This window comes from Methylobacterium sp. AMS5 (assembly GCF_001542815.1).
In the GTDB taxonomy this organism is placed as follows: domain Bacteria; phylum Pseudomonadota; class Alphaproteobacteria; order Rhizobiales; family Beijerinckiaceae; genus Methylobacterium.
The window spans coordinates 3571878-3597875 of sequence record NZ_CP006992.1 but is presented as its reverse complement, the minus strand read 5'-3'; the positions used below and the strand labels follow the sequence as shown (position 1 = coordinate 3597875).

Genomic DNA, 25998 nt, shown 5'->3' with positions numbered 1-25998 from the left:
AGCAATCGGAATAGCAAGAACCGTGCAGTGGCCGCCGGCCGGCATGGAACTTCGTCCGGCTCACACCCTTGGTTAGGGCGGAGGCCGCGGGAGCGACGGTGCGGCCCGGTTCTTGTAAGAACCCCGCGACGGCCGGAGCGGGGGCCTCCCATGAAAATCTTCCAGTGCCAAGCCTGCGACCAGCCGCTGTCGTTCGAGAGCACCGCCTGCGAGAGCTGCCAGCGGCGGCTCGGCTATGTCTGCGACCGGCACGAAATCTCGGCGCTGGAGCCCAGCGGAGAGGATCAGCGCGGGCCGCTGTTCCGCGCCTACGCCCATCCCGGTCGCAAGTACCGCCTCTGCGCCAATGCGGCCCATGACGCCTGCAACTGGATGGTGCCGGCGGAATCCGATGAGGCCTTCTGCGTCGCCTGCCGCCACAACCGGATGGTGCCGGACCTGGGCGTCGGGACCAATCTCGACCGCTGGCGCCGGATCGAGGCGGCCAAGCACCGGCTGTTCTACTCGCTCCTGCGCCTCGACCTCCCGCTGGTGACGCGGGAGCAATATTCCGACGGGCTCGCCTTCGATTTCCTCGCCGAATCCGCCGGACCGCCGGTGATGACCGGCCATCTCGATGGGCTCATCACCCTATCCATTGCCGAGGCCGACGACGTCGAGCGGGAGCGTCGCCGCAAGCTGTTCGGCGAGTATTACCGCACCCTGCTCGGCCACTTTCGCCACGAGATCGGGCATTACTTCTGGAACCTGCTGGTGCGCTTCGACGCGAGCCTGCCGACCTTCCGCGCCCTGTTCGGCGACGAGAGCGCCGATTACGGAGCCGCGCTCCAGCGCCATCACGCCGAGGGGCCGCCGCCGCACTGGGAGGAGTCGTTCGTCTCGTCCTACGCGACCGCCCATCCGTGGGAGGATTTCGCCGAGACCTTCGCCCACTACCTGCACATCATCGACACGCTGGAGACCGCCAGCGCTTTCGAGATCCGCCTGAAGCCGAAGCTGCGGGCCAAGGCGGAGCCGGCGGCACCGGCCACCTGCATCGATTTCGATCCCTACGAGACGCCGGACTTCGAGCGGGTGGTCGAGGCGTGGATCCCGCTCACCTACGCCGTGAACTCGCTCAGCCGCTCCATGGGGCAGCCGCCGCTCTATCCGTTCACGCTGACGCCGTCGGTGATCGCCAAGCTCGCCTTCGTGCATGAGCGGATCTACGCCGCGCGCGCGCCCGGCGGCTTCACCGACGAGGCGAGCGCCGAGATGCTGAAGGCGGTGATCGCGGGTTTGCGCCAGCGGGTGGCGACCCCGACGACCTGAGCTGCTTTCGCCGGGGGGCCGAAAGCGATCCGTCATCACAAGGCATACCGGATGGGGCTTTCGCCTCGTCCGGCATGCCTGCCGCAGCGGTCATGTGACCCGTTCGTGCAGCCGTTTACTGCGCGGGGGCCGGCGCCGCCGGAGTCTTGGGGGCGGCGGGCTTCGGCGCCGGCTTCGTCGCGGGGCCTGCGCTGCCGGTGGCGGCGGGCGCGCTGGCGGCCGTGCCGGGGGCGGGTTTGGGGGTCCATTCGGCGTCGGCGCGGGGCCCGTTCGGGCCGTTGGTCGGGCCGGTGAGCTGGCCGGGCTGGGTGTCGGTGACCTTCTTCCAGGTCTGCGACTGGCACAGGAAGGCGATCAGGCAGCCCTTGACCGTCAGTTCCTCCGGCTCGTCCGACCAGACCGTGACGTCGTAGAACTTGCCGTCCTCGGCGTTGTAGATCTTGCCCTCGTAATGGGCATCCTCGTTCAGCTTGAGGCCGAGGATGAGCTGATGCCCGAGCGCGGCGCGGGTGCGCTTCTTCGCATCGGGGTTGCGGAAATCGACCCGCGGCTTGCCCTCGTCGTTGAGCGGCGTCTTCAGCCACACCGCGTAGCCGCACAGGTTCTTCTCCTGCGGGCCGCACTTCTCGACGCGGATGCGCGCCTTGCCGTCCTGCGTCAGCCAGGTGCCGCTCGGGTCATGCTGGGGCGCCGCGGCCGAGGCGGGCAGCACCGACAGACCGCCCAGGGCGGCGAGGCCGGCGGCGAGGGCCGCGACGCGGCCGGTGCGGAGGAAAGGCGCACGCGCACCGATCGGTCCGAAGATCATGCAAACATCCCCACTCAGGCGCGGCGGCGAGTCCGGGCCGCACCGTTCATCCTGACGATGGGGCGGCCCGCGCACGGACCGTTGCCCCTTCGCCGCAGCCATCGAATCGGAAGGTGACCGGATCATGACCGCCGCGGGGCGGTTCCGACGCAATTTGCCGGTCGTCGCACGCCCCATGCGAAAAGGGCCGGTGCCTGTGGCACCGGCCCTTTCGGATTACTTCGGGCGAGGCGCGACTTACTCGGCCGGGGCGAGGTCGGCGGTGAAGTGGCCGCACCAATCCTTAGAGGCGACGACCGGCCACAGGCCCTGGCTCTGCGGGTCGGGCTGGCTCACCGGCGGGTTGAAACGGCACAGGCCCTGGTCGCCCGCGGCCTGGGCACCGTTGGTCTTGTGGTCGTCGAAGAAGCGGCAGCTCTGGCAGGCGGCGTTGCTCGAGGTGGCCATGATCTCTCTCCGGTTTTCGTTCGATCGTTGCTCGTTGGCGGGTCCGTCGTGGGGGGCGTTCGGGCCCCCGCACGTCCCGCCGTCACCACCCTTGATTAGAACAGGTCCAAACTCGTAGCAAGCTCTTTAGAACGATTCCGGATTGTGAGCCGGCGTGCGAAAGGTGGCGTCCGCCGCCATGAAACCTCAGGTTGATCAACGGTTTGCGGCGAGAGCGGGGGATGCCGGGCGATCGGACAGGCAACGCGCCGTCCCTCACGAATGCGTGAGGCGGCGGAGAGGCAAGGCTCTCCGCCGCTTCGGGACGATTCGTTGGACGACTTGAACGAGGCTGCGCTACGCCGCGGCGGCGCGGTCGAGGGCGGCGGCGACGAGGCCGGCCAGTTCCGCCGCCTCGTTGCGGATGTCGGGCACCGCGGTGCATTCCCACAGGACGCCGCGCAGGAGCGGCCCGAGGATCCAGAGCGGTCCCCCGCCCTCCCCGGCCGCGTCGCGGACCGCCCGGTAATCCACGCCCGCATCGAGACCGAGCCCGAACGGGCCGGGACGCACGAGGCCCCGATCGAGCAGCCGCCGCAGCAGCGGGTCGCGGCTCTGCGGGAGATGGCCGAAGCCGGTGGCATCGATCATCGCCTGGACGGCGAGGCGCTCCGGGCGCTCGGCCCCGCGCAGGCGCAGCGTCACCACCGCCTGCGCGGCCTCGTCCTCGATCTCGATCAGGCGCCCGGCCCGCACCGTGAGGGCGCCGCGGGCGATCTCGTCGGCGATGGTCTGCGCGGCGGGTGGGGCGGTGCGGTGGCGGTGCACATCCCAGAACGGGCGCAGGTGGCGCTGGAATCGGACCTGCTCCTGCGGCGGCAGGCTGCGCCAGATCGTATCGGTGAGCGGACGCAGGGCGTCGATGACGCCGTGCCAGCCGACGCCGAGCTCCGCGGCTCGCGCGACGTCCGAGCGGATGCGGGCGAGGAGCCGCCTCAGGGAGGCGAAGTCGGCCGGCCTCAGGTCCGGCATGGGCCAGAGGCCGGTGGGGGCGTGGGCGTTCGGCAGCAGGCCGCGGCGCGACAGGGCGAGGATCGCGCCGGTAAAGCCCTGCGCCCGCAGGCTCGCCACCGCGTCGAGCATGGTGAGGCCGGTTCCGACGATGAGGACCGGCGCGTGCGGGTGCAGGCGGCCGAAGCTGTCCGGGGCCCAGGGGTCGAGGCTGTGGCGGCTCTTGGGCGCCGCCGAGGCCAGATTGCCCATGGCGAGCACGGCGCCGGCGACCCGGTGGGTCTGCCCGCCCTCGGTGCGCAGCAGGAAGCCGCCGGCCCGCGGCTCCAGATCGACCACCGCGTCGTTGACGAGGCGCAGGCGCGGCACCCCCGGCCCGGTGACGGCCGCGGTCAGCAGGTCGGTGAGATAGCTGCCGTAATGGCCCCGCGCCACGAAGGTGCCGGCCGACGTCGTCACGACGCCTTCGCCGAGATCGGCGCCGGAGAGCCACTCCTCGAAATGGCCCGGCCGGTCGGGAAAGGCGCTCATATTGGCGGCGCGCACGTTGAGGAGGTGGGCCGGGTTGCCGGTGCCGTAGGCGAGCCCGCGCGCGAAGCTGCCCCCGCGCTCGCACAGCAGCACCGGCTGCTCCGGCGGCAGGGTCTCGAGAAGCTGGAGTGCGGCCATGGTGCCGCTGAACCCCGCGCCGATCACCGCGATGGGGGGCAGGCTCGCCTGACGGGTCATCGTCTTCGATCCCTTAGCGTGAAACTCCCTCGGGTCAGCGTGACGGCGATTCCCAGACCGGCAGCGCGGATGCATCCACGGCGCGGGGCAGCAGCCCCTCGGCGCGGAAGGCGTCGGCGATGGTCTGCTGCTCGGACAGCCCCGCGCGGTTCACCGGCTCGACCCGGTAGGAGCGGCGGGCATTGGCCTGTTTGACGATCTCGGGCTCGATCTTCCACAGGGCGCCCAGCCGCGCGGCGGCCGCATCCGGGTCGGCCTTCACCCAGGCCCCGGCCTCGCGCAGCTTGGCGACGAGCAGGGTCAGCACGTCGGCGCGCTTTTCGGCGTAGGCGTCGGAGGCGAGGTAGTAGCGCTTGTAGGCCGAGAGCCCGGTGCCGTCCCGCAGGATGCGCGCACCCGCCTGGATCTGCGCGGCGGAGAGGAACGGGTCCCAGGCCACCCAGGCATCGACGCTGCCGCCCGCCAGCGCGCTACGCCCGTCCGCCGGGGTGAGATAGGCCGGATTGATGCTCTTGAAGGGCAGCCCCTCCGCCTTCAGCGCGGCCAGCAGCAGATAGTGGCTGCCGGCGCCCTTGGTGACCGCGACCTTGCGGCCCTTGAGGTCGGCCACCGTCTTGAGCGGGGAATCGCCCGCCACCAGGATTGCCTGCGCCTCGGGCGAGGCCGCTTCCTGCGCGATGTAGGTGATCCGGGCATTCGCCGCCTGTGCAAAGACCGGCACGGTGTCGGCGACGTCCGCCGAGACGTCGATGCGGCCGACATTCAGCGCCTCCATGATCGGCAGGCCGCTGGTGAATTCGTGCCAGGACACGCTGACGCCGAGCGGCTTCAGGGCCGTTTCCAGGGTCGCGTCCTCGCGCAGCAGCGAGATCAGCGCCGAGGAGCGCTGATAGCCGATGCGCAGGGTGGATTCCTCCGCCGCGGCCGGGGTGAGACCGAGGGCGAGGCCGAAGGTGAGACCGGCGAGGACGAGACGGGAGGCGGACCGGCGGTTCATGGGGGGCTTTTCGGGTTTTCTCGGCGGCATTCCCCTCTCCCTTATCGGGAGGGGGCAGGGATGAGGCGATTGCGGGAAAACATCAGCTTCCCGGCTTGCGCACGGCGCCGGCGATATCGACCGTCTTCGGCACGAGCTTGAGCCCGTGGAAGGTGTCGGCGATGCGCTGCTGCTCCTTCGTCACCGCCTCGTCGAGGGGGCGGATGCCATAGGTCTGGCGCTTGAGGGCGATGCTCAGGATCGGCGCCGGGATGCCGACGGAGGGGCTCAATTCCTTGGCCACCGCGTCGGTGTTGTCCCCCGCCCAGGCATCGACCTCGGCAATCGCCGCGACGATGGCGTCGAGCGCGGGGCCGTTCTCGGCGGCGAAGCTCTTGGAGGAGAGATAGAACTGGTGGTTCGGCACGAGGCCGGTGCCGTCGGCGAGCACCCGGGCGTTGCCGCCGGCTTCGGCTGCCGCGAAGTAAGGGTCCCAGATCACCCAGGCATCGACCGAACCGCGCTCGAACGCCGCCCGCGCATCGGCGGGTGCGAGGTAGACCGGGGTGATGTCGGCAAGTGTCAGACCCGCCGCCTCGAGGGCCCGCACCAGCAGGTAGTGGACGTTCGAGCCCTTGTTGAGCGCGACCTTTTTTCCGCGCAGATCGGCCACCGATTGCACGGCACTGGATTTCGGAACCAGGATCGCCTCGCCCTTCGGCGCGGCGGGCTCGTGGGCGACGTAAGCCAGGACGTCGCTCGCGGCCTGGGCGAAAATCGGCGGGGTCTCGCCCGCCGAGCCGAAATCGACGGCGCCCGCGTTCAGCGCTTCCATCAAGGGCGGGCCGGAAGGGAATTCCGACCATTGCACCCGGTAGCCGAGCGCTTTGAGTTTAGGCTCCAGGCTGCCGCGGCCCTTCAGCAGCACCAGCGTGCCGTATTTCTGGTAGCCGACCCGCACCACCCGCTCGTCGGCATGGGCGGCGAGCGTGAGGCTGACGAAGATCAGCGCGGCGAGCGCCAGCCAGAGGCGCGGCAGCAGCGAAGGCGCGGTGACGGCGCGGGCGGGCATCGGCGAACCTTTCTGCTCAGTGGGCGCTGACGCGGCGGGTCGGCACGATGTCGTTGGCGATGACCTCGCCGAACGGGCCGTTGTTGCGCGCCGTGCTCGGCGCCGTGCCGGTGGTGGCGCGCAGGGGGAGCTTCGGGAAGACGAGTTCGGCGAAGCGGTAGGCCTCCTCCAGATGCGGGTAGCCGGAGAGAATGAAGCGGTCGATGCCGAGATCGATGTACTCCTTCATCCGGTCGGCGACCTGATCGGCCGAGCCGACCAGAGCCGTTCCCGCCCCGCCGCGCACGAGGCCGACGCCGGCCCAGAGGTTGGGTGAGACCACGAGCTTGTTCCGGTCGCCGCCGTGCAGCGCCATCATCCGGCTCTGGCCGACGGAATCCTGGCGCTTCAGGGTCGCCTGTGCCTGGGCGATGGTGGCGTCGTCGAGCCGCGAGATCAGCCGGTCGGCCGCCTCCCAGGCCTCGCTTTCCGTCTCGCGCACGATGACGTGCAGGCGGATGCCGTAAGAGAAGGTTTTGCCTTTTTTTTCGGCGGCCTCGCGGGCCTTGGCGATCTTTTCCGCGACGCCGGCCGGGGGCTCGCCCCAGGTGAGGTAGACCTCGCAATGCTCGGCCGCGACCTCGATGCCGGCGGGCGAGGAGCCGCCGAAATAGAGCGGCGGATAGGGCGCCTGGACGGGACGGAAGATCACTCGGCCGTTCTCGGAGCGCAGGTGCTTGCCCTCGAAGTTCACGGTCTCGCCGGCCATCAGCCCGCGCCAGATGTGCAGGAACTCGTCGGTGACGACGTAGCGCTCGTCGTGATCGAGGAAGACGCCATCGCCCTTCAACTCCACCGGATCACCCCCGGTGACGACGTTGATGAGGAGGCGCCCGTCGGAGATCCGGTCCAGCGTCGCGGCCATGCGCGCGGCCATCGACGGCTCCTGCAGGCCGGGGCGCACGGCGACGAGGAAGCGCAGGCGCTGTGTCAGCGGGGCGAGCGCCGAGGCGACGACCCAGGAATCCTCGCAGGAGCGGCCGGTCGGCAGCAGCACGCCGTAATAGCCGAGGTCGTCCGCCGCCTGGGCGATCTGACGGAGATAGGGCAGCGAGACGTCGCGCGCGCCTTCCGCGGCGCCGAGATAGCGGCCGTCGCCGTGGGTGGGCAGGAACCAGAGGACGTCGGTCTTGCCGTCGGTCTGTACGCTCATGGAATACGCTCCGGAAATCGCAAAAAAGTCAGGCGCGGTGGCCGAGAAGCCGGTCGAGGATGCGGCCTTCGAGTTCGGCCAGCGCCGGGTCGCCGCGGCGGCGCGGGCGCGGCACGTCCACGGCGACATCCAGCGCGATGGCCCCCTCCTCCACCACGAGGATGCGGTCGGCGAGTCCCACCGCCTCGCCGACATCGTGGGTGACGAGGATCGCGGTGAAGCCCTGGGACTCCCAGATCCGCTCGATCATCGCCTGCATCTCGATGCGGGTGAGGGCGTCGAGCGCCCCGAGCGGCTCGTCCAGGGCGAGCAGCGCCGGGCGGCTCACCAGGGCGCGGGCGAGCGCCACCCGCTGGCGCTGGCCGCCCGACAGCGTCGCGGGCCAGTTGCCGGCCTTCTCCGCCAGCCCGACCTCGTCGAGGACGGCGAGCGCCCGCTTGCGCCGCTCGGCACGGCCGATCTCGCGTCCGAGCCCGACCGCGACGTTGTCGGCGACCCGCGCCCAGGGCAGCAGCCGCGGCTCCTGGAACATGATTTTCCTGGATTGGGTCGCGCTGTTTCCGTCACCACCGTTGACGGTGACGCGGCCGGCGGTCGGCTCCTCGAGACCGAGGATCAGGCGCAGCAGGGTGCTCTTGCCGCAGCCGGAGCGGCCGACCACGGCCACGAACTGCCCGGCGGGCACGTGCAGGTCGAGCCCGCGGATGACCGGGGCGCCCCCGTCGAAGCTTTTCGAGAGGCCGCGCAGGGTGATGGCAAGGCCGGCGTCGCGAGGGCGCGCGGGGGCGTCCTCGACGCGCAGGGCGGTGGCAGCGGACATGGAACTCACTCGCGGAAGAATGACGCGCGGACAGATAAGATCAGGCGTTGCGGTAGGCCGGGTTCCAGGCGAGGCAGGTGCGCTCGAGCGCCCGGGTCAGGCTGTCGGCGATCTTGCCCAGCCCGGCGTAGATCAGGATCGCCAGCACCACGACATCGACCAGCATGAACTCGCGGGCCTGCATCGCCATGTAGCCGAGGCCGGAATTGGCCGAGATCGTCTCGGCGACGATCAGCGTCAGCCACATGATGCCGAGCGCGTAGCGCACGCCGACGAAGATCGAGGGCAGCGCGCCGGGCAGCACCACGCGCCAGAACAGCTCGCGCCGGTTCATGCCGTAGACCCGGCCCATCTCGATGAGTTGCGGATCGACCGAGCGGATGCCGTGCAGGGTGTTGGCGTAGACGGGGAAGAACACGCCGAGCGCCACGAGGAAGAGCTTGGCCCCCTCGTCGATGCCGAACCACAGGATCACCAGCGGGATCAGCGACAGGTGCGGAATGTTGCGCACCATCTGCAACGTGGTGTCGGTGAGTTTTTCCGAGAGGTTCGACAGGCCGTTGGCGAGCCCGAAGCTCAGCCCGATGCCGCCGCCGACGAGGAAGCCGGCGGCCGCGCGGGCGAAGCTGACCCACAGGTTCTCCCAGAGTTCGCCGGTCTGGGCGAGGCGCCAGCCGGCGGCGGCGACGTCGAGCGGCGCGGGCATGAAGCGCGTCGAGACGAGCCCGAACGAGGCCGCCGCCTGCCAGCCGGCCAGGACGAGAGTCGGCAGCAGCCAGGGCAGCAGCCGGCCCGTGGGCAGGCGCAGGGGCTTGCGTTGAAGCGGCGCGGCGGCCTCGGCGCGGTGCGCGCGGCCGGGAAGCGATTGGATCGTGGCGGAATCGGCCATGGTTCGGCTCATCCGTTGTTCTGGGTCTTGTTGGGGGGTGCCGGCAGCGTCCAGACGATGTCGGACACGCGCACGGAGCGGGGGATCACGCCAATGGCGTGGAAGCGGTCGGCGATGCGCTGCTGCTCGGCGGTCACCGCCGCATCCATCGGCGCGATGACGAAGCGGATGCGATCCACCGCGCGGCGCGTGGCAGCCAGCGGTACGCCGGTGATCTTCGACAGGCTCGCCGCGACGCTGGGACGATTGCCCTCGCACCACACCGCGACGGTGCCTAGCGCGGCGATGGCCGCCTTCAGCACCTCGGGCCGCTCCTCGGCGAAAACCTTGTTGGCGAGGAAGAAATTGTTGGTGGGCGTGATGTCCGGGGCCTGGACGAGGATGCGCGCGCCCTGCCCTTCCTCGGCGATGGCGAAGTAGGGATCCCACACCGTCCAGGCGTCGATCGTGCCGCCGGCAAAGGCGGCCGCGCCATCGGCCGGCGCCAGCAGGACGGGGGTGATGTCGCGATAGGACAGTCCCGCCTTCTCCAGCGCGGCGACGGTGAGGTTATGCGCGCTCGACCCCTTGGCGAAGGCGACGCGCTTGCCCTTGAGGTCGGCGAGCGTGGCGATCGGGGAGCCCTTCGGCAGCAGGATCGCCGAGCCCGAGCCGCCGTTGGGCTGGGCCGCCGCGTAGACGAGGTTCCCACCCGCGGCCTGGGCGAAGATCGGCGGCGCGTCGCCGGTCTGGCCGAAATCGATCGCGCCGAGATTCAGGGCCTCCAGCAGCGGCGGCCCGAACGAGAACTCGACCCAGCGCACGCTCACGCGCTGCGGCTTCAGCGCGGCCTCGATCGCGGCCTGCTCGCGGGCGACGGCGAGGATGCCGTTCTTCTGGTAGCCGATGCGCAGCACGCTCGGCTCGCTTGCGCGGGCAAGGCGGAGCGGAAGCGCGGTGCCGGCCAAGGCGAGGCCGGCCGCAAGGAGGCGGCGACGGTCGAGCATCGTCATCTCAGCGCGTCGCGGCCGTCGCCAGCGGTGCCGAGACGACCTGCGCGACGTCGAGCAGCCGGGCGAGTTCGGCGGCGGCCTGCGCCACACGGGCCCGCACGATCTCGTCGGCGACCCGGCCCTCGGCGATTTCGGTGTCGCCGGCATAGACGGCGGTCGGCACGGTCTGCGCCGAGAAGAAGCCGAAGAGCGGGCGCAAGCTGTGCTCGACCACCAGCGCATGGCGCGGCCCGCCGCCGGTCGCGGTGAGCACCACCGGCTTGGCCGCAAGCGCCTCGGGGGCGACGAAGTCGATCAGGTGCTTGAACAGCCCCGCATAGCTGCCCTTGTAGACCGGCGAGCCGATGATCAGCGCGTCGGCCGTCTCGATCGCCTCCACGATCCGCGCCGCCGGCAGCGGCAGGGCCGAACGGCTCGCGACCGCGATGCCGGTGCCGGCATCGACGAGATCGTAGACCTTCAGGTCGATCGGGCGTTGGCGCGACAATTCGGCGGCCACCGCCTCGACCAGGGTGCGGGTGCGGGAGGGGCGGTGCGTGTTGCCGGAGAAGGCAACGATCCGTGCGGGCATCGCGAATGATCCGAGGCAGGGCCGCGGCCATGGAAGAGCGGTGCCAGAAACCTCCTGAAGGAGTGTCTCAAGCCTCAAATCTTCGAAGGGCTGCGGAGCGTTGTTGGGGCGTTGTTGTCATGAAATTTAAAGACTTGGGGTGGGGCAAATCAACGGATTGTTTTTGCGTTGTTTTCCTGGACCGGAGGACGGTTCTCTCGCTTCGCGCGGCAAGGCAGAGAGATTCTTTTTGCGCTCGTCCGTGGCCTGTGGTCGCTCCAAGGGGGGCATCAAGGGGGCATCGAAGGGGCCCATCGTCCGGGCCGGGGTTGGAGCCCTCTGGCGCGGTCGTTCTGACCTGAGTGCAGGTCTGCCTCCCGATCATGCGCCTGTCGCGTCCGCCCGAGATGACCATGTTGCGGCGCTTGTATTGCGGCGCAACACACGCGCTGCCCGGAGCATTCTGCATGGCATCCCTGCCGATCCTCGCGCTCGCCGTCGCCTCCTTCGGCATCGGCACCACCGAGTTCGTCATCATGGGCCTCCTGCCGGAGATGGCGCGCGACTTCGACGTCACGATTCCGCAGGCGGGCCACCTCGTGTCCGGCTACGCGCTCGGTGTTGTGATCGGCGCGCCGCTCGTGGCGATGGCGACCGCGCGCCTGCCGCGCAAAGCGGCCTTGCTCGCCCTGATGGCGGTGTTCATTCTCGGCAACCTCGCCTGTGCCCTGGCGCCGAGCTACGCATGGCTGATGGCCGCGCGGGTCGCCACCGCCTTCGCCCACGGCGCCTTTTTCGGCATCGGCGCCATCGTCGCGCGCAACCTCGTGCCGCGGGAGAAGCGCACGCAGGCCGTTTCCCTGATGTTCGCCGGGCTGACGCTCGCCAACGTTCTCGGTGTGCCCCTCGGAACCGCGCTCGGTCAGGCGTTCGGCTGGCGCTCGACCTTCTGGGCGGTGGTCGGCATCGGGGTCGTGGCGGGGGCGGCCATCGCGCTCGCCCTGCCCGGCGGAATGCCCGGCACGCGGGGCGGCCTCGCACGGGAGTTCCGTGCGCTCGGGCGCTGGCCGGTGCTGCGGCCGATGCTGGTCTCGACCCTGTCCTCGGTGAGCTTCTTCACCGTCTTCACCTATATCGCGCCGTTCCTGCTCACCGTGACGCATCTGACGCCCGGCGGCGTGACGGGGGCGCTGTTCGCGGCCGGTCTCGGCCTCACGATCGGCAATCTCGCCGGCGGCTGGTTCGCCGACCGCAGCCTGATGCGCACGGTGCTCGGCAGCTTTGCCGGCCTCATCGCCGTGCTCGTCGTGTTCTCGCTGGTCGCGCCCTTCACCTGGCCGGCACTGGCGGTGCTGGTGCTGTGGAGCGGGCTCGCCTTCGCCCTGGTCTCACCGCTTCAGGTCTGGGTGGTGGAGGCGGCCAGCGACGCCCCGAACCTCGCCTCGACCCTGAACCAGGGAGCGTTCAATCTCGGCAACGCGCTCGGCGCCTGGCTCGGAGGCACGGCGCTGACGTTGGGGGCGGGGTATTCGGAGTTGCCGGCCCTGGCTGCGGCCGTCTCCCTTCTGGGCCTCGGACTTGCCGCCACGGCGGCGGCGCGGCCCCTGTGGCCGTCCCTGGCGCCAAGCCAGGGACGGTCGTGACGCAGCTTACATCGGCGGGGTGAGGCCGTCCTTGCCGACCGCGACGAGCTTGCCTTCGAGCTTGCCGCCGTCCTTGGCCGCGACCACGAAGATCTTCGCGCCCGGCGTCAGGATCGACTTGTCGGCGGGGTCGAAGGCGACGATCGGAGCCTTGGGCGGCACCACGATCGTCTTCGAGCCGTCCTTGTCGTAGGTCACGGTGAGCGTGCGCTCGCCGCCGCTGCCGGAGCCGGCATTGCTGCTCGCCACGGTGGCGTTGGTCATCGAACTCTTGACCTTCGGCGCGCCGCTTGCCCCGGCGCCGCCGGCCTTCACGGTGCCGTTGGTCATGGAGCTCTTCACCACCGGCCCGCCGCCGCCCGCCGTGTGGTCGGGGATCGCGTCCCAGCCGTAATGGCCTTCGGCCGTGCCGCGCATGGATTCGGGGAACAGCACCACTTCGAGCGCCGTCATCGGGTTCTCGCCCTTGGTGGCGGTGCCGATGAAGGTGCCTTCCTTGATCTGGTCGAGGCTCGACTTCACCACCCAGGCGAACTTGGCGCCGCCGACCTGCACCGTCTCGGAGGTGCCGTCGGTGGTCTTGATCGTGACCGTGCCGGCGTCGCTTTTCTCGATGGTGCCGCGCACCCGCTGAAGCTCCGCCGCCTGGGCCGTACCCGCCAGCGTCGTCAGGGCGGCGACCGCTAGGGCGGTCCGCATCGTCTGGAACATGAGATCTTCTCCGTTTGAGGTCGGAGAAGGGTGGCGCGGGGCCGGAGCCTTTCAAGATTGCGCGCAAAATGGTGATGCGCAATCTTGCTTATATTCTCCTCAGACGCCGGGTCCGACTGGCGCGCCGATCAGCCCTCGCTCAGTCCTCGATCCCCTGCGCCCGACGCCGGGCGGCGCGGATCTTCTCCATGCGCGAGACCGAGAACACCGAGGCCTCGTAGAGAAGCAGCATCGGGATCGCCAGCGAGAGCTGCGAGATCACGTCCGGCGGCGTCAGCACCGCGGCGGCGACGAAGACCAGCACGATGGCGTAGCGCCGCTTTTCCCGCAGGAAGGCCGCGTCGATCACGCCGATCTGGCCCAGAAGCGTGAGGATCACCGGCATCTGGAACGCGAGCCCGAAGGCGAAGATCAGCGTCATGATCAGCGAGAGGTACTCGTCGACCTTCGGCAGGAGCTTGATCGTCGCCTCGCCCGGCTGCCCGATCTGCTGGAGCGAGACCGAGAACTGGATCAGCAGCGGCATTGCCAGGAAGAAGACGACGAGCGCACCGAGCAGGAAGAAGATCGGCGTCGCGACGAGATAGGGCAGGAAGGCCTGGCGCTCGTTGCGGTAGAGGCCCGGCGCGACGAAGGCATAGACCTGCGTGGCGATGACGGGAAAGGCCAGGAAGCCCGCGCCGAACACGCTGAGTTTGATGTTGGTGAAGACCTGTTCGAGGAAATGGGTCGCGATCAGCTCGGCATTCTGCGCCCCCACGATCGAGACGTAGGGATAGACGAGGATGTTGTAGATCTGTTTCGAGAAGAAGAAGCAACCGAAGAACATCACGATGAACGCGATCAGCGACTTGATCAGTCGCGAGCGCAGTTCGATCAGGTGCTCCAGAAGGGGTGCCCGCGAGGCCTCGATCTCGGCCTCATCGCGCTCGTCGCTCATGGAGTCGGGCCTGTCTCGGGCTTGGTGCCGCGGGGGGTGGAAGAGGTTTCGACGGCGGCGTGTGCCGGAGCCCCGTGCATCTGCTCGGCCTGCTGGCCGGGCGTCGGCCGGGGCACGTCGAAGCTGCCGGTGTCCTTCACATCGACATCCTTCGCCTCAGCATCCTTGCTGCCGGACCCGGGACGGCCCTCGACCGCGCTGCGGATCTCGTTGCGGATGGTGTCCACGGGGTTGAAGGTCGGGCGCGCGGAATCGACGGTGCGTTTGACGCCCTCGACGTCGCGGCGGACCTCTTCCAGCTCCGCCTCGCGGATCGCCTCGTTGAACTGCGACTGGAACTCGCCGGCCATGCGCCGGACCTTGGTGGTGATCTGACCCAGCGTGCGCAGGGCCTTCGGCAGATCCTTGGGTCCGATGACGATCAGGGCGACGCCGCCGATCAGCATCACTTCGCCCCAGCTCATGTCCAGCATTGCGTCGTCCGTCCCGCGGGGCCGCGCCTGTCCAGGACGGGCGTGCGGCCCGCGCTATCCTGCCCGGAGCCGATCTTCAACCGTGCCTGAAAGCCGGCGCAGCCCTTACGCGCCCCTTTGCACGCCCCGTGTCGAGCCCGTCGGTCAGACGGCCTTATGGTCGCCCGCCGGCACATGGGGTTGGACGTGCGGCTGAACATGCGGCGGCTGCGGGGCGGTGCCCGGCGCGCCCTGGTGCGGCAGCGTGCGGACCGGATCGTTCGGGCTCACCGGGGGAACGCTCGTCGCCGTATTCGGCTGGGTCTCGTCGTCGGCCATGCCCTTCTTGAAGGCCTTGATGCCCTTGGCGACGTCGCCCATCAGCTCCGACACCTTGCCGCGGCCGAACAGCAGCATGACGACGACCGCCACGATGACCCAGTGCCAGACACTCATGCTGCCCATGGCAACCTCCTACGCCGCACCAACTCCGGCGGCGCCTCCACTTGAATTGGGGCGAACCTAGGGATCGAGTGGCGCGAACACAAGCAGTGCAGGGCGCACAAGCGGGCAAAGGCTGCGCAGCGCTTGCCCTTCTTTGTCGCACTCCGCCTCGTTGCCGGGCGTGTCGTCAGGCCGTCGGGCGCGAAAAGCGCCCCGCAGAGCGAACGCCAAGGCCGCGGAGGCGGCTGCCGGCGTTCGAGGCCGGAAAAGAGGCGATGAGATCGCTGTTATGCGATCGCGAAGGCCGCATCGAAGCGGGCACGCGCCTCGGCGACGTCGAGAGCGTCCGGAGGCGCGAGGCGGGCGAGCGCGGCCCCGGCCCGGCGCGCGCCCTCCCCCGCGAGATCCGCCGCGGCTTCGGCGACGGCGCGCATCTCCTCCATGCGTCCGTTGCAATGGAGAACCACGTCGATGCCGGCGCGGTAGGCCGCCTCGGTCCGCTCGCGGAACGGGCCCTCAAGCGCGTGCATCGACAGGTCGTCGGTCATCAGGAGGCCGTCGAAGCCGATCTCGCCCCGCACGATCTCGCGGATCACGCGCTCCGACAGGGTGGCGGGCCGCTCGGGGTCGAGGGCGGTGAACACCACATGCGCGCTCATGGCGAGCGGCAGGTCGGCCAGCGCCCGGAACGGGCGGAAATCGCTCTCGCCCAGACTGACGCGGTCGGCCTCGACCACGGGCAGGTCGAGATGGCTGTCGCAGGTCGCCCGGCCGTGACCGGGAATGTGCTTGATGACCGGCAGCACGCCGCCCGCCATCAGCCCTTCGGCCACGGCGCGGCCGAGTTCGATCACCCGCTCCGGCGTGTCGCCGTAGGCCCGGTCGCCGATGATGTTGTCCGAGCCCGCGACGGGAACGTCGAGCATCGGCGCGCAATCGACGTTGATCCCCACCGACGCGAGGTCGTGCGCCATCAGCCGGGCGCCGAGCCGGGCCATCGCCGCGGCGGCGTCGCCGAGGGCGCCGAAGCGGCCGCCCGCGGGATATTTCGGCCAGTGCGGCGGGCCCATGCGCTGCACCCGCCCACCCTCCTGATCGATCAGGATCGGCGCATCCGCCCGCCCGACCGTCTCGCGCAAGGCGGCGGTCAGGGCGCGCACGTCGTCCGGCGTGCCGATGTTGCGCTTGAACAGGATGAAGCCCCAGGGCCGCAGATCGCGGAAGAAGGCGGTTTCCTCGGGCGTCAGCGTCGGGCCGGAACAGCCGAGGATGACGGCGCGGGGCGTGCTGGCGGAGGTCATGCTGGCGGACGTCATGGGGCCGGCGTTCCTCGGATGGGGCGAAACGGGCGAGAGGGCTTGCAGCAATCGCGGGGGGCGAGCACGGACTCGATCCCACTCACGACTTCATCCTGAGGTGCCGCGAAGCGGCCTCGAAGGATCTTCCAGGGATCGCGCGGGATCCGGAGGATCCTTCGAGGCCCGCTGACGCGGGCACCTCAGGACGAGGGGGCGGATGGGATGCGCGCAGACGAGCCGGTTCCGGGCATGTGCCGAAGCCGGCCGATAACACGCGCGGTGTCAGCTCAGTTCTTGGCGACGAAGCACTGGCCGCCCGCACCCTGCAGCGCGCTGCACAGGCTGGACGCCTCGTTCTTGGCGAGAGGCCCGACGCGGACGCGGAACAGGGTCTTGCCGTTCACTTCGGCCTGCCGGATCAGCTCGGGCTTGCCGGAGAGCTGGCTGTACTTGCCCTGCATCTCGCGGAAGGCGGCCCGCGCCTCGCTCTCGCTGCCGCGCACGCCGAGCTGAACCGAGTAGCCGCTGACCGGCGCCGTGAGCGCCGCGGAGGCGGGGGCCGGCTCGGAGGTGCTGGCGGTGGTCTCGGGCGAGACGGAGGCGACGCGCTGCGGGGCCTTCGGACGCGCGGCGGGCGTGGCCTGCGGCTCAGGCGGCGCTTCGGCGACGGGCGTGGTCGCCGGCGCCGTGGCCAGGGTGCGCGACGCGGAACGGCGGGGCTCCGACGACGGCGTCGCGGTGCTCGCAGCGGTGTCGGGCATCGTCATGGTCGGGATCGCCGAGACCGGTGCCTGGGCGGTCTCGGCCGGAGGCGCCGGCGGCTGGTGGACCGGGGTGTCCGGCTTGACCGAGACGGTGCGCACCCGGCGCGGCTCGCCGAACGTGTCGGACAACGTGCCGCCGGGCGTCGCCCCTCCCTGCCCCGGTTCGCCGCCGTCGCTGCGGGCGGCCGCGGTGCGGGCGGCTTGGTTGACGTCGAGCGGCTGCTCTTCGCGGTTGACGATCTTGATCTGACCGTCCTTGGCGTTGCGGTCGTAGATCTGTTTGTTCTGATCGGGAATCTCGACGCCGTCGGTCGCTGTGGGCTGCACCTTCAGCGGGGTCTTGTCGGCGAGCACGGTGATCGGGCCGCCGCTGCCGCCGCCATGGGTGCCGCGCCACGCCAGGGCACCGCCGACGCAGACGGCGACCACGGCGAGGCCGGCGCCGACCTGGACGAGGCGGTTGCGGGCGCGCGGACGGTCCGCAGGCCGCGTCCGGTAATTCTCGTCGGCCTCGGCGAAGGCCGCCGGATCGGTCGTGCCGTCGGCGTACATGCCCTGCTCGACGGAGGCGAGATACTGGTCGAAGGCGTCCGCCGGGCTCTGGGATTGGCCGAGGGTCTGGCCATGCACCTCGGCATGCGCCTGAGTCCGGGCCGGGTCGTGGGCGGGTTCGTCCACGAAGGTCGGCTCGACGCGGGCCGGACGGCCCGTCTCCGACGCGCGCGTCACCGGAGCCGCCTCCTGGGCGGCGCCCTTCTCCCGCGCTTCCAGCAGGGCGCGGAAGGGATCGTCCTGCCCGACGATGCGGGCAAGCTCGGCGAGCGGGTCGCCCTTGGGAGCGGCCTGCGGCGCCTTCGCCCGGATCGCATCCTGCGACGTCTGACGCAGCTCGCGCTCGAAGGCATCGAAATCGACCGTCGCGCGCGAAGCGTGTCCCGTCATGGCCTCATCCTCTCAACAGCCGTCCTCGGTCACCGCATCTCATCGGGTGCGGAGACGCCCAAAACCGCGAGGCCGGAGGCAAGAACGCCGCCCAAGGCCTCCACGAGGGCCAAGCGGGCCCGGGTAGACTTTCTGTCGGTTGGATTAACAATCCGTAATTGCGGCAAGTCTTTGCCCTTGTTCCAGAAACTATGCAGCGAGCTGGCCGTTTCATAAAGATAGAAGGCGATTCGGTGCGGTTCGTGCGCCGCCGCCGCTGATTCGAGCACCCGCGGATACTGAGCAATCAGGCGCATCATCTCGATCTCGCCGGGATCGGTGAGCACCGACAGGTCCGCGTCGGCCAGCAGCGCCGCGGGCGAGAAATCCTCGCCCGGCAGCGCCTCGCGGGCTTGGCGCAGCACCGAGAAGCGGCGGGCGTGGCCGTACTGCACGTAGAAGACCGGGTTGTCCTTCGACTGCTCCACAACCTTGGCGAGGTCGAAATCCAGCGTCGCGTCGTTCTTGCGGTAGAGCATCATGAAGCGGATCGCGTCGCGGCCGACCTCGTCGATGACGTCGCGCAGCGTCACGAACTCGCCCGCGCGTTTCGACATCTTCACCGGCTCGCCTGCGCGCAAGAGCCGCACGAGCTGGCAGAGCTTGACGTCGAGCCGGGCCTGCCCGTCGCTGACCGCCTTCACCGCGGCCTGCATCCGCTTGACGTAGCCGCCATGGTCGGCGCCGAGCACGTCGATGAGCTCGTTGGCGCCGCGCAGCCACTTGTCGCGGTGGTAGGCGATGTCGGAGGCGAAGTAGGTGAAGGAGCCGTCGGACTTCAGCAGTGCCCGGTCCACGTCGTCGCCGAACTGGCTCGAGCGGAACAGGGTCTGCTCCCGGTCCTCCCAATCGTCGGGCAACTGGCCCTTGGGCGGCGGCAGGCGCCCCTCGTAGACGAGGCCCTTCTGCCGCAGCGCGTCGAGCAGCTCCGCGACCTTGTTGCCCCCTTGGCCGCCGTTCTCGCCCTGGAGCGTGGCTTCCGAGAAGAACACGTCGTGGCGGATGCCGATCGCCGCGAGATCCTCGCGGATCATCGCCATCATCGCGTCGATGGCGAAGCGGCGCACCAGCGGCAGCCATTCGTGCTCGGGCTGGTCGAGGAGCGCCCGGCCGTGCGTCTGCGCCAGCCTCATACCGACCGGCTTGAGGTAGTCGCCGGGGTACAGACCCTCGGGGATGGTGATCGTCTCGCCCAGCGCCTCGCGGTAGCGCAGGTAGGCGGAGCGGGCGAGCACATCGACCTGCGCACCGGCATCGTTGATGTAGTACTCCCGCGTCACCGGCCGGCCGGCGGCGGCGAGCAGGTTTGCGAGCGCATCGCCGAACACCGCGCCCCGCCCGTGGCCGACATGCATCGGCCCGGTGGGGTTGGCCGAGACGTACTCGATGTTGACCGGGCCGCCCGGCATTTGTCCGCGCCCGAAGTTCTCGCCCTCGCCGAGCGCCGCCCGGATCACATCCTGAAAAACCTCCGGCGCGAGCCGCAGGTTGATGAAGCCGGGGCCCGCGACACTCGCCTCGACGATGCGGGGATCGGTGCGCAACTCTTCGGCCAGCGCCTCGCCGAGCGCCTTCGGGTTCTGCTTGGCCTCCTTGGCCAGCACCAGGGCGGCGTTGGTGGCGAGATCGCCGTGCGCGGCGTCGCGCGGCGGCTCGACCACGACGCGTGACAGGTCCAGCCCCTCGGGCAGCCGGCCGGAGCGGGTGAGGGATTCGAGCGCCTCGCGCACGCGCGTCTCGAAGAGGGCGAAGATGTTCATGAGGCTCAGGTGTTCGTCGTTACCGCGTGCCGGCCGACCCGCGCGTCGGGCAGCCGGAACCGTCCGGGGCGGCATAGCAATGGCGGGCGGGAGTGTCACGGCGCCTCCCTCCGGACGGCCGCGAGTTCCGCCAGTACGGCCCGCAGCCGCTCCGGCAGCGGGACCGGCCGGCGTGTGGCGCGGTCGACGTAGACGTGGACGAAGTGGCCCTGCGCGGCCGCCTCCGCCGCGTCATCGCGAAAGATCGCGATCTCGTAGCGTACGCTGGTGCGGCCGAGATGGGCCACCCGTACGCCCGCGGTGATCCGGTCGGGGAAGGCGACCGGGGCGAAGTAGCGGCAGCCCGTCTCCACCACGAGGCCGATGACGGGGGAGCGGGCGATGTCGAGGGCGCCCGCCTCCACCAGGATCCCGTTCACCGCCGTGTCGAAGAAGGCGTAGTAGACGACATTGTTGACGTGCCCGTAGACGTCGTTGTCGCCCCAGCGCGTCGTCAGCGGCACGAGCCGGGGATAGGCGGCGCGGGTGTCGCGCAGGGTTGTGCGGTCGGCGCTCAATCGGTCCTCCGTCATTTGGCCCTATCCCTTGTCCCCTGCCGCCTTTCGCGCAGGGAAAAGGCACTCTCTCGGTAGAATGCAGCGTTGCACGCAGAGCGCGAACGGCGGCGTTGTCGTGGCGAGATCCTGCCAAGATCCTGCATGGAGTTTGCCCCGATGAAGTCCTTCGCCCTCGCCGCCACGGCCCTCGCCACCCTGATCCTCGCACCCGCAACCGCCGAGGCCCGCGAGTTCGGCGGTCATGGCGGGTATGTCGGCGGTGGCCGCCATCAGGGCGGCTACGGCCATCACGGCTATGGTGCCCGCTTCGGTCAGGCCGGCCGCGTCGGTGGGTATCGCGGTGGGTTCGCCGGCCATCGCGGCGGCTTCGGGCATCGCGGCTTCGGATATCGCGGATACGCCGCGCGCGGCATCTATGGCCGCGGCTACGGCTACGGACGGGGTGCCGGCATCGGCCTCGCGGGGGCCGGAGTCGGTCTGGCCGGGGCCGGGCTCGGGCTGGGCCTCGGACTTGCCGGCGGCGCGCTGAGCGGTGGCTACGGTTGGGGTGGTTACGGCGGCTATGCCGCGCCTGCTTACGGCTACGGCTACGCGCCCGTCACCACCGGCTACGCCCCCATCTACAACACCGGTTACGGCGCGGGCTGCGTCTGCGAATGAGATCGTGAGCCTGCCGCTGGCGGCGCCTCACGGCTCCGTCAGCGGAAGGCCACGGCTCGGCGGGCTCCAGTGCAGGTTGGGCGTCGCCGCAAACAGCCGGCTATGCTCCAGCACCGCGTAGGTGTCGGTCATGCCGGCGATGTAGTCGGCGATGCGCCGGGCGAGACGGGCCTCGCTGGCATTCTCCAGCCCCTCCGACCATTCGGCCGGCATCCGCGCCGGGTCGGCGCGGAAAGCCGAGAACAGGTCGTCGACGATGGTCGCGGCCTTGGCCCGCACCGCCATCACTTCCGGGTGGCGGTACATCCGCGCGAACAAGAAGCGCTTGATGTCCGCATCCGCCGTGGCGATGGCCGGCGAGAAGGCGATGACCGGCTCCTGCGCGGCGCGGATGTCGCCGACGCTGCGGGGGGCCAGCGCGGCGATGCGCGCCTCGCTCTCGCGGATCACGTCCTCGACGAAGCGCGTGATGACCCGGCGCGCCAACTCATGGATCTTCCGCGACGGCTCCAGTCCGGGATGCAGGGTGTCGATCTCGTCGAGCAGCCCGTTCAGGAACGGCACGGCCGTGAGGTCGGAAAGATCGAACAGCCCGGCCCGCAGGCCGTCGTCGAGGTCGTGGGCGTCGTAGGCGATGTCGTCGGCGAGCGCGGCGCCCTGCGCCTCCGGGCCGGCGAAGCGCGACAGTTCGAGGTCGTTGGTCGCGTTGTATTCGAGCAAAGCCGCCGGGATGCCGTCGGCGGCGTAACGCCGGACCGGCGCGCCGGAGGCGTCGAGGAGCGGGCCGTTATGCTTGACCAGCCCCTCCAGCGTCTCCCAGGTTAGGTTGAGGCCGTCGAAGCCGGCATAGCGCCGCTCCAGCCGGGTGACGATGCGCAAAGCCTGGGCGTTGTGGTCGAAGCCGCCGTAATCGGCCATGCAGGCGTGCAGCGCGTCCTCGCCGGTATGCCCGAAGCAGGTGTGGCCGAGGTCGTGGCTCAGCGCCAGCGCTTCGGCCAGATCCTCGTCGAGGCCGAGCGCGCGGGCGAGCGCCCGGGCGATCTGGCTGACCTCCAGGCTGTGGGTGAGCCGCGTGCGGTAATGGTCGCCCTCGTGATGCACGAAGACCTGCGTCTTGTGCTTCAGCCGCCGGAAGGCGGTGGAGTGGATGATCCGGTCGCGGTCGCGCTGGAAGTCGCTGCGGGTGGGCGAGAACGCCTCGGGGATCAGCCGCCCGCGGGTTGCCGCCGGATCGGTGGCGTAGGGCGCCCGCCAGCGCTCGCCGTTCTGCCGCACCTGCACAGCCCTTCCTTCCGCAGCCGCGTTGCGGCCGGCCCTCGCACCCCATATCTTGGGTGGGGTGAAGCCCGCGGCAATCGCGGGCTCTTACCTTCACGACACCGGTTCGAGAAACGGGGCCGCGCCACGATGGCCGACATCAACCTCACCGCCCGCGCCGCCAAGCGGATCAACGAGATCATGGGTGCCGAGCCCCCCGGCTCGTCGCTGCGCATCAGCGTGAACGGCGGCGGCTGCTCGGGCTTCTCCTATGCCTTCGACATCACCAGCGCCCGCGAGGGCGACGACGTGGTGATCGAGCGCGACGGCGCCACCGTGCTCGTCGATCCGGTCTCGCTCGAATATATGGGCGGCGCGACCATCGACTTCGTGAACGACCTGATCGGCCAGTCCTTCAAGATCGAGAACCCGCTCGCCACCGCCTCCTGCGGCTGCGGCACCTCCTTCGCGATCTGAGGCGAGCCCGACCCGACGATCGGGCGCGAAGCGGCGGCGCCGTGGCACCGGCGCAATTGCCACGCCTGTGGAAAACCGGCAGGGATGGAAGTCTCACGGCCCTTCTCCGATCTCCTGCCAGCCTGCGATCTGATCCAGCCATGACGTCATCGACGCGCCGTCCCGTTCTCATGCGGGCACTGCTCGCCTCGGCTTGCGCGGTCGCGCTGCTGACAGGGCCCGCGCCCCTGGCGCCGGCCGTGGCACAGGAGGCGGCGTCCGCGGTCCAGGATCTCGTGCTCGACAACGTGAGCCTCGCTTTCGGCGACACGCTCGTCACCGCGCCGAAGGTGACGGTGAGCGGCACGCGCCTCTCCCGCGACGACCTGCTCGCGATCTTCAAGGCCGACGCCAAGGATGCGAAGGATCCGGTCAGGGAACTCTGGCCGGCCCGGCTTCAACGCCTCGATGCCGGCAGCCTCACCATGCCCGAACTGCGCGTCGAGCGCCGCGACGGCGACCGGCGCCAAGTCGTGACCTACCGCGACGTAGCCGCGCGCACGATCCGGGCGGGGCGCATCAGCGAACTGACCGCGGCCGGTGCGACGCTCACCGTCGAGGGCGCGCCGCAGGCGGGCAGCGGCAGCTATGGCCGCATCCGCGCCGAGGAGGTCGATCTTACCGCGCTGGCGCGCCTCTACAGCGAGGCCGGCGACGCGGGCAGCCCGCTCCAGCGCCTCTACGTGGCGCTCGCCGTCGAAAGCATCGCCTTCATCGACGAGCGCGGCACCACGGTGTCGATCGCCCGCCTGACCGGCCGCGACCTCGCCGGGCGCCAGACGCCGGCGACCTGGCGCGGTGCCGTGGAGGCGTTGGGCGATGGCGGCCTGGCCGAGGACGACCGGGCCAAGCGCGCCCGCTCGGCCGGCCTGCTCGCCGATCTCGCCGAATCGGTCTCGGTCGGCAGCCTCGAGGCGACGGACCTGACCGTGAAGGAGGTGAAGGGCGATGACCCGCTCTCCTTCAGCATCGGCCGCATGAGCTATGCGGGCGGAGCTGAGGCCGGCATCACGCTCGCCGAGATCGGCTTCGGCGCCAAGGAGGCGCAGGGCAAGATCGCCCGCCTCTCGCTCACCGGCTTCTCCCTGGAGCCGACCATCGCCGCCCTGCGCCGCCTCGCCAAGGCACCGCTCCCCGCCGGCACCGATCTCGGGAAGGGGGCCGCTCCGGCGCCGGACCTGCAGGAGGCGGAGCTGCGCCGCCTGACCCCGGTCATCGGTACGCTGACCCTGTCCGATCTCGGGCTCGATCTCGCGCAGGTCGCGGTGTCGCCCCCGGCCGCCTCGGGCGATCCGCTCAAGGCGGCGAAGCTTGTTCCGCTCCCGCCGCTCCATATCGGCCTGCGCGGCGCCAGCATGAGCTTCGGGCCGCCCAAGGACGGCGTGCCGACCGAGACCCGTTTCACGCTCACCGGCCTCACTATGCCGGCCTCCGCCGTCGAGGGCGTTCCCGGTCTCGGCTCGCTCGGCCTCTACGGCTACCGCGACCTCGATCTCGACGCCACGGCCGACACCGCCTGGAGCGAGGACAAGCGGGAACTGAGCTTCAAGGCGCTGTCGCTCTCCGGCAAGAATATGGGTCGCCTCCACCTTGCCGCCACGCTCGGCGGCATCGGCCCCGAGGTGTTCGACCCGGATGCCGCGGTCTCGGGCTTTGCCATGCTCTCGGCCACCGCCAAGGCGCTGGACCTGACGCTGGAGAATGGCGGCCTGTTCGAACGCTTCATCGACGCCCAGGCGAAGGTGCTGAGCCTCAAGCCCGACGAACTGCGCAAGGAATACGTGGCGGCGAGCGTGATCGGCGTGCCGGTGATCCTCGGCAACTCGGCGGCCGCCAAGGCGATCGGCGCGGCGATGGGCAAGTTCGTGGCCAAGCCCGGCACCCTCTCGATCAGCGCCAAGGCGAAGAGCGGCGAGGGTCTCGGCATGGTCGATGTCAGCACCGCCCCGACCCCGGCGGCGGTCCTCGACAAGCTCGAGGTGAATGCCAAGGCCGAGTAGCGTTTCCCGCCTTGGTTGAATCCCCCGGCGGTGATACGAGGCGGCATGACCGACGCTGTGCAAAGGCCCGTCTCGCTCTGGTGGCGCTCCCTTTAGGGAGCGGCATCGTTCGGTCATGACAGACGAACCCTGCCGCCGTGAAGCGGCAGGCAGCGTCATTCCGGCAAGTCTCTCCTCACGGCGGCTCACTTCTCAGGAGCTGCCCCCCATGAATCCCGAAACCTGTGATCCGCGTCCCGTCATCGTCACGGGCGACCGCCCCACCGGCCCGCTGCATCTCGGCCATTACGTCGGCAGCCTGAGGAACCGCGTCGCGCTCCAGGCGACGCACCGGCAATTCGTACTGGTCGCCGATGCCCAGGCTCTGACCGACAACGCCCAGGATCCCGATCGCATCCGGCGCAACATCCTCGAGGTCGCCCTCGACTATCTCGCCGTCGGCATCGACCCCGCCCTCTCGACGGTGTGCGTGCAATCGGCGCTGCCGGCTTTGGCCGAGCTGACCCAGCTCTATCTCAACCTCGTCACCGTGGCCCGGCTGGAGCGCAATCCGACCGTCCGCCAGGAGATCCAGGCCCGTGGCTTCGGCCGGGACATTCCGGCCGGCTTCCTGTGCTACCCCGTGGCCCAGGCCGCCGACATCACCGCCTTCCGCGCCACCCTGGTGCCGGTGGGCGAGGATCAGGCGCCGATGATCGAGCAGACCAACGAGATCGTCCGCCGGGTGAACCGGCAGGCCGGGCGTCCCCTCCTGCCGGAGGCGCGGGCGCTGATTCCCGAGACCGGGCGGCTGCCCGGCATCGACGGGCGGGCCAAGATGAGCAAGTCGCAGGGTAACGCCGTGGCTCTCTCGGCCCCGCCGGAAGCGATCCGTGAGGCGGTGCGGCGGATGTACACCGATCCCGGCCATCTCCGGGTTTCCGATCCCGGACGTGTCGAGGGCAACGTCGTGTTCACCTATCTCGACGCCTTCGACCCGGATGGCGCGGCGGTCGCCGAATTGAAGGCGCGTTACCGGCGCGGTGGCCTCGGCGACACGGCGGTCAAGGCGCGGCTGGAAGCCGTGCTCGACGCCTTCCTCGCGCCCCTGCGCGAGCGGCGGGCCGCGTTGGCGCAGCGCCCGGACGAGGTGCTCGACCTGTTGCGCGACGGGACGAAACGGGCGCAACGCCTGACCGCGGACACGCTGCAGGCGGTCCGCGACGGGCTCGGCGTGTTCACCCTCGCCGCTTGAGACGG

The 25998-nt window shown here is 70.2% G+C and carries 25 protein-coding genes; 6 read left to right on the top strand and 19 right to left on the bottom strand.

Going from position 1 to position 25998, the window contains the following annotated elements:
• The first annotated feature begins 150 nt into the window (after positions 1 to 150).
• Positions 151 to 1311, top strand: coding sequence for a zinc-binding metallopeptidase family protein (locus tag Y590_RS16210; RefSeq protein ID WP_060770755.1), 1161 nt, complete (start codon positions 151 to 153; stop codon positions 1309 to 1311).
• Between the two features lie 115 nt (positions 1312 to 1426).
• On the opposite strand, the gene Y590_RS16205 is transcribed toward Y590_RS16210, so the two are convergent.
• The 10 genes from Y590_RS16205 to msuE form a co-directional block, all read right to left on the bottom strand.
• Positions 1427 to 2119 carry a DUF2147 domain-containing protein gene (locus Y590_RS16205; RefSeq protein WP_060770754.1) on the bottom strand — a complete coding sequence of 231 codons (693 nt, stop codon included), beginning with the start codon at positions 2117 to 2119 and terminating at the stop codon, positions 1427 to 1429.
• A 237-nt stretch (positions 2120 to 2356) separates the two neighbouring features.
• Positions 2357 to 2566 carry a hypothetical protein gene (locus tag Y590_RS16200; protein ID WP_003606058.1) on the bottom strand — a complete coding sequence of 70 codons (210 nt, stop codon included), beginning with the start codon at positions 2564 to 2566 and terminating at the stop codon, positions 2357 to 2359.
• 336 nt (positions 2567 to 2902) lie between these two features.
• On the bottom strand, positions 2903 to 4285 hold the full coding sequence (locus Y590_RS16195; RefSeq protein ID WP_060770753.1) for an FAD/NAD(P)-binding protein: 1383 nt from the start codon (positions 4283 to 4285) through the stop codon (positions 2903 to 2905).
• A 34-nt stretch (positions 4286 to 4319) separates the two neighbouring features.
• On the bottom strand, positions 4320 to 5282 hold the full coding sequence (locus tag Y590_RS16190; protein ID WP_060770752.1) for an aliphatic sulfonate ABC transporter substrate-binding protein: 963 nt from the start codon (positions 5280 to 5282) through the stop codon (positions 4320 to 4322).
• 82 nt (positions 5283 to 5364) lie between these two features.
• Entirely contained in the window at positions 5365 to 6333 is a 969-nt protein-coding gene (locus Y590_RS16185; protein WP_060770751.1) for a sulfonate ABC transporter substrate-binding protein, read from the bottom strand.
• Positions 6334 to 6349: 16 nt separating this feature from the next.
• On the bottom strand, positions 6350 to 7525 hold the full coding sequence (gene ssuD, locus Y590_RS16180; RefSeq protein WP_060772325.1) for an FMNH2-dependent alkanesulfonate monooxygenase: 1176 nt from the start codon (positions 7523 to 7525) through the stop codon (positions 6350 to 6352).
• Between the two features lie 28 nt (positions 7526 to 7553).
• On the bottom strand, positions 7554 to 8345 hold the full coding sequence (locus tag Y590_RS16175) for an ABC transporter ATP-binding protein (RefSeq protein WP_060770750.1): 792 nt from the start codon (positions 8343 to 8345) through the stop codon (positions 7554 to 7556).
• 40 nt (positions 8346 to 8385) lie between these two features.
• Positions 8386 to 9234, bottom strand: a complete 849-nt coding sequence (locus Y590_RS16170; protein WP_060770749.1) for an ABC transporter permease subunit — start codon at positions 9232 to 9234, stop codon at positions 8386 to 8388.
• 8 nt (positions 9235 to 9242) lie between these two features.
• A complete protein-coding gene (locus Y590_RS16165) occupies positions 9243 to 10226 on the bottom strand; it encodes an aliphatic sulfonate ABC transporter substrate-binding protein (RefSeq protein ID WP_060770748.1) in 984 nt (327 codons plus the stop codon).
• Position 10227: 1 nt separating this feature from the next.
• Positions 10228 to 10797: an FMN reductase gene (gene msuE, locus Y590_RS16160; protein WP_060770747.1), complete on the bottom strand. Its 570-nt coding sequence runs from the start codon at positions 10795 to 10797 to the stop codon at positions 10228 to 10230.
• Positions 10798 to 11243: 446 nt separating this feature from the next.
• On the opposite strand from msuE, the gene Y590_RS16155 reads away from it, so the two are divergent.
• A complete protein-coding gene (locus Y590_RS16155; RefSeq protein WP_060770746.1) occupies positions 11244 to 12419 on the top strand; it encodes an MFS transporter in 1176 nt (391 codons plus the stop codon).
• Between the two features lie 6 nt (positions 12420 to 12425).
• Here Y590_RS16155 and Y590_RS16150 read toward each other — a convergent pair whose 3' ends face one another.
• The 8 genes from Y590_RS16150 to Y590_RS16115 form a co-directional block, all read right to left on the bottom strand.
• Positions 12426 to 13130, bottom strand: coding sequence for a hypothetical protein (locus tag Y590_RS16150; RefSeq protein ID WP_060770745.1), 705 nt, complete (start codon positions 13128 to 13130; stop codon positions 12426 to 12428).
• Positions 13131 to 13269: 139 nt separating this feature from the next.
• A complete protein-coding gene (gene tatC, locus Y590_RS16145; protein WP_003605996.1) occupies positions 13270 to 14070 on the bottom strand; it encodes a twin-arginine translocase subunit TatC in 801 nt (266 codons plus the stop codon).
• Positions 14067 to 14543, bottom strand: a complete 477-nt coding sequence (gene tatB, locus Y590_RS16140) for a Sec-independent protein translocase protein TatB (RefSeq protein ID WP_060770744.1) — start codon at positions 14541 to 14543, stop codon at positions 14067 to 14069. Before tatB ends, tatC begins: the two co-directional genes overlap by 4 nt.
• Before the next feature lie 144 nt (positions 14544 to 14687).
• Positions 14688 to 14987: a twin-arginine translocase TatA/TatE family subunit gene (locus Y590_RS16135; RefSeq protein ID WP_060770743.1), complete on the bottom strand. Its 300-nt coding sequence runs from the start codon at positions 14985 to 14987 to the stop codon at positions 14688 to 14690.
• 266 nt (positions 14988 to 15253) lie between these two features.
• Positions 15254 to 16282, bottom strand: coding sequence for a beta-N-acetylhexosaminidase (gene nagZ / locus Y590_RS16130; RefSeq protein WP_060770742.1), 1029 nt, complete (start codon positions 16280 to 16282; stop codon positions 15254 to 15256).
• A 269-nt stretch (positions 16283 to 16551) separates the two neighbouring features.
• Entirely contained in the window at positions 16552 to 17970 is a 1419-nt protein-coding gene (locus tag Y590_RS16125) for an SPOR domain-containing protein (protein ID WP_060770741.1), read from the bottom strand.
• Between the two features lie 29 nt (positions 17971 to 17999).
• Positions 18000 to 19769 carry an arginine--tRNA ligase gene (gene argS / locus Y590_RS16120; RefSeq protein ID WP_060770740.1) on the bottom strand — a complete coding sequence of 590 codons (1770 nt, stop codon included), beginning with the start codon at positions 19767 to 19769 and terminating at the stop codon, positions 18000 to 18002.
• 95 nt (positions 19770 to 19864) lie between these two features.
• A complete protein-coding gene (locus Y590_RS16115; RefSeq protein WP_060770739.1) occupies positions 19865 to 20341 on the bottom strand; it encodes an acyl-CoA thioesterase in 477 nt (158 codons plus the stop codon).
• A 141-nt stretch (positions 20342 to 20482) separates the two neighbouring features.
• Between Y590_RS16115 and Y590_RS16110 the strand changes: the two genes are divergently transcribed.
• Complete coding sequence (locus Y590_RS16110; protein WP_060772324.1) at positions 20483 to 20986, top strand: hypothetical protein; 504 nt, start codon at positions 20483 to 20485, stop codon at positions 20984 to 20986.
• Between the two features lie 27 nt (positions 20987 to 21013).
• Here Y590_RS16110 and Y590_RS16105 read toward each other — a convergent pair whose 3' ends face one another.
• Positions 21014 to 22267, bottom strand: coding sequence for a deoxyguanosinetriphosphate triphosphohydrolase (locus Y590_RS16105; protein ID WP_060770738.1), 1254 nt, complete (start codon positions 22265 to 22267; stop codon positions 21014 to 21016).
• A gap of 126 nt (positions 22268 to 22393) precedes the next feature.
• On the opposite strand from Y590_RS16105, the gene Y590_RS16100 reads away from it, so the two are divergent.
• The 3 genes from Y590_RS16100 (at position 22394) to trpS (ending at position 25993) form a co-directional block, all read left to right on the top strand.
• Entirely contained in the window at positions 22394 to 22720 is a 327-nt protein-coding gene (locus tag Y590_RS16100) for a HesB/IscA family protein (RefSeq protein ID WP_004447459.1), read from the top strand.
• A 140-nt stretch (positions 22721 to 22860) separates the two neighbouring features.
• The gene (locus Y590_RS16095; protein WP_201026742.1) at positions 22861 to 24759 is read left to right on the top strand and encodes an aq_1923 C-terminal domain; all 1899 of its coding nucleotides are present in this window, start codon (positions 22861 to 22863) and stop codon (positions 24757 to 24759) included.
• 208 nt (positions 24760 to 24967) lie between these two features.
• Positions 24968 to 25993, top strand: coding sequence for a tryptophan--tRNA ligase (gene trpS / locus Y590_RS16090; RefSeq protein ID WP_060770736.1), 1026 nt, complete (start codon positions 24968 to 24970; stop codon positions 25991 to 25993).
• The last annotated feature ends 5 nt before the right edge of the window (positions 25994 to 25998 follow it).

Coding starts and splice junctions, on each gene's coding strand:
- Y590_RS16170 (WP_060770749.1), bottom strand. CDS start 9,234: ATGGCCGATTCCGCCACGATCCAATCGCTTCCCGGCCGCGCGCACCGC.
- ssuD (WP_060772325.1), bottom strand. CDS start 7,525: ATGAGCGTACAGACCGACGGCAAGACCGACGTCCTCTGGTTCCTGCCC.
- Y590_RS16110 (WP_060772324.1), top strand. CDS start 20,483: ATGAAGTCCTTCGCCCTCGCCGCCACGGCCCTCGCCACCCTGATCCTC.
- Y590_RS16135 (WP_060770743.1), bottom strand. CDS start 14,987: ATGGGCAGCATGAGTGTCTGGCACTGGGTCATCGTGGCGGTCGTCGTC.
- Y590_RS16185 (WP_060770751.1), bottom strand. CDS start 6,333: ATGCCCGCCCGCGCCGTCACCGCGCCTTCGCTGCTGCCGCGCCTCTGG.
- Y590_RS16195 (WP_060770753.1), bottom strand. CDS start 4,285: ATGACCCGTCAGGCGAGCCTGCCCCCCATCGCGGTGATCGGCGCGGGG.
- Y590_RS16155 (WP_060770746.1), top strand. CDS start 11,244: ATGGCATCCCTGCCGATCCTCGCGCTCGCCGTCGCCTCCTTCGGCATC.
- Y590_RS16100 (WP_004447459.1), top strand. CDS start 22,394: ATGGCCGACATCAACCTCACCGCCCGCGCCGCCAAGCGGATCAACGAG.
- Y590_RS16210 (WP_060770755.1), top strand. CDS start 151: ATGAAAATCTTCCAGTGCCAAGCCTGCGACCAGCCGCTGTCGTTCGAG.
- tatC (WP_003605996.1), bottom strand. CDS start 14,070: ATGAGCGACGAGCGCGATGAGGCCGAGATCGAGGCCTCGCGGGCACCC.
- argS (WP_060770740.1), bottom strand. CDS start 19,769: ATGAACATCTTCGCCCTCTTCGAGACGCGCGTGCGCGAGGCGCTCGAA.
- Y590_RS16205 (WP_060770754.1), bottom strand. CDS start 2,119: ATGATCTTCGGACCGATCGGTGCGCGTGCGCCTTTCCTCCGCACCGGC.
- trpS (WP_060770736.1), top strand. CDS start 24,968: ATGAATCCCGAAACCTGTGATCCGCGTCCCGTCATCGTCACGGGCGAC.
- tatB (WP_060770744.1), bottom strand. CDS start 14,543: ATGCTGGACATGAGCTGGGGCGAAGTGATGCTGATCGGCGGCGTCGCC.
- Y590_RS16175 (WP_060770750.1), bottom strand. CDS start 8,345: ATGTCCGCTGCCACCGCCCTGCGCGTCGAGGACGCCCCCGCGCGCCCT.
- Y590_RS16115 (WP_060770739.1), bottom strand. CDS start 20,341: ATGACGGAGGACCGATTGAGCGCCGACCGCACAACCCTGCGCGACACC.
- Y590_RS16190 (WP_060770752.1), bottom strand. CDS start 5,282: ATGAACCGCCGGTCCGCCTCCCGTCTCGTCCTCGCCGGTCTCACCTTC.
- msuE (WP_060770747.1), bottom strand. CDS start 10,797: ATGCCCGCACGGATCGTTGCCTTCTCCGGCAACACGCACCGCCCCTCC.
- Y590_RS16095 (WP_201026742.1), top strand. CDS start 22,861: ATGACGTCATCGACGCGCCGTCCCGTTCTCATGCGGGCACTGCTCGCC.
- Y590_RS16165 (WP_060770748.1), bottom strand. CDS start 10,226: ATGACGATGCTCGACCGTCGCCGCCTCCTTGCGGCCGGCCTCGCCTTG.
- nagZ (WP_060770742.1), bottom strand. CDS start 16,282: ATGACGTCCGCCAGCATGACCTCCGCCAGCACGCCCCGCGCCGTCATC.
- Y590_RS16125 (WP_060770741.1), bottom strand. CDS start 17,970: ATGACGGGACACGCTTCGCGCGCGACGGTCGATTTCGATGCCTTCGAG.
- Y590_RS16200 (WP_003606058.1), bottom strand. CDS start 2,566: ATGGCCACCTCGAGCAACGCCGCCTGCCAGAGCTGCCGCTTCTTCGAC.
- Y590_RS16150 (WP_060770745.1), bottom strand. CDS start 13,130: ATGTTCCAGACGATGCGGACCGCCCTAGCGGTCGCCGCCCTGACGACG.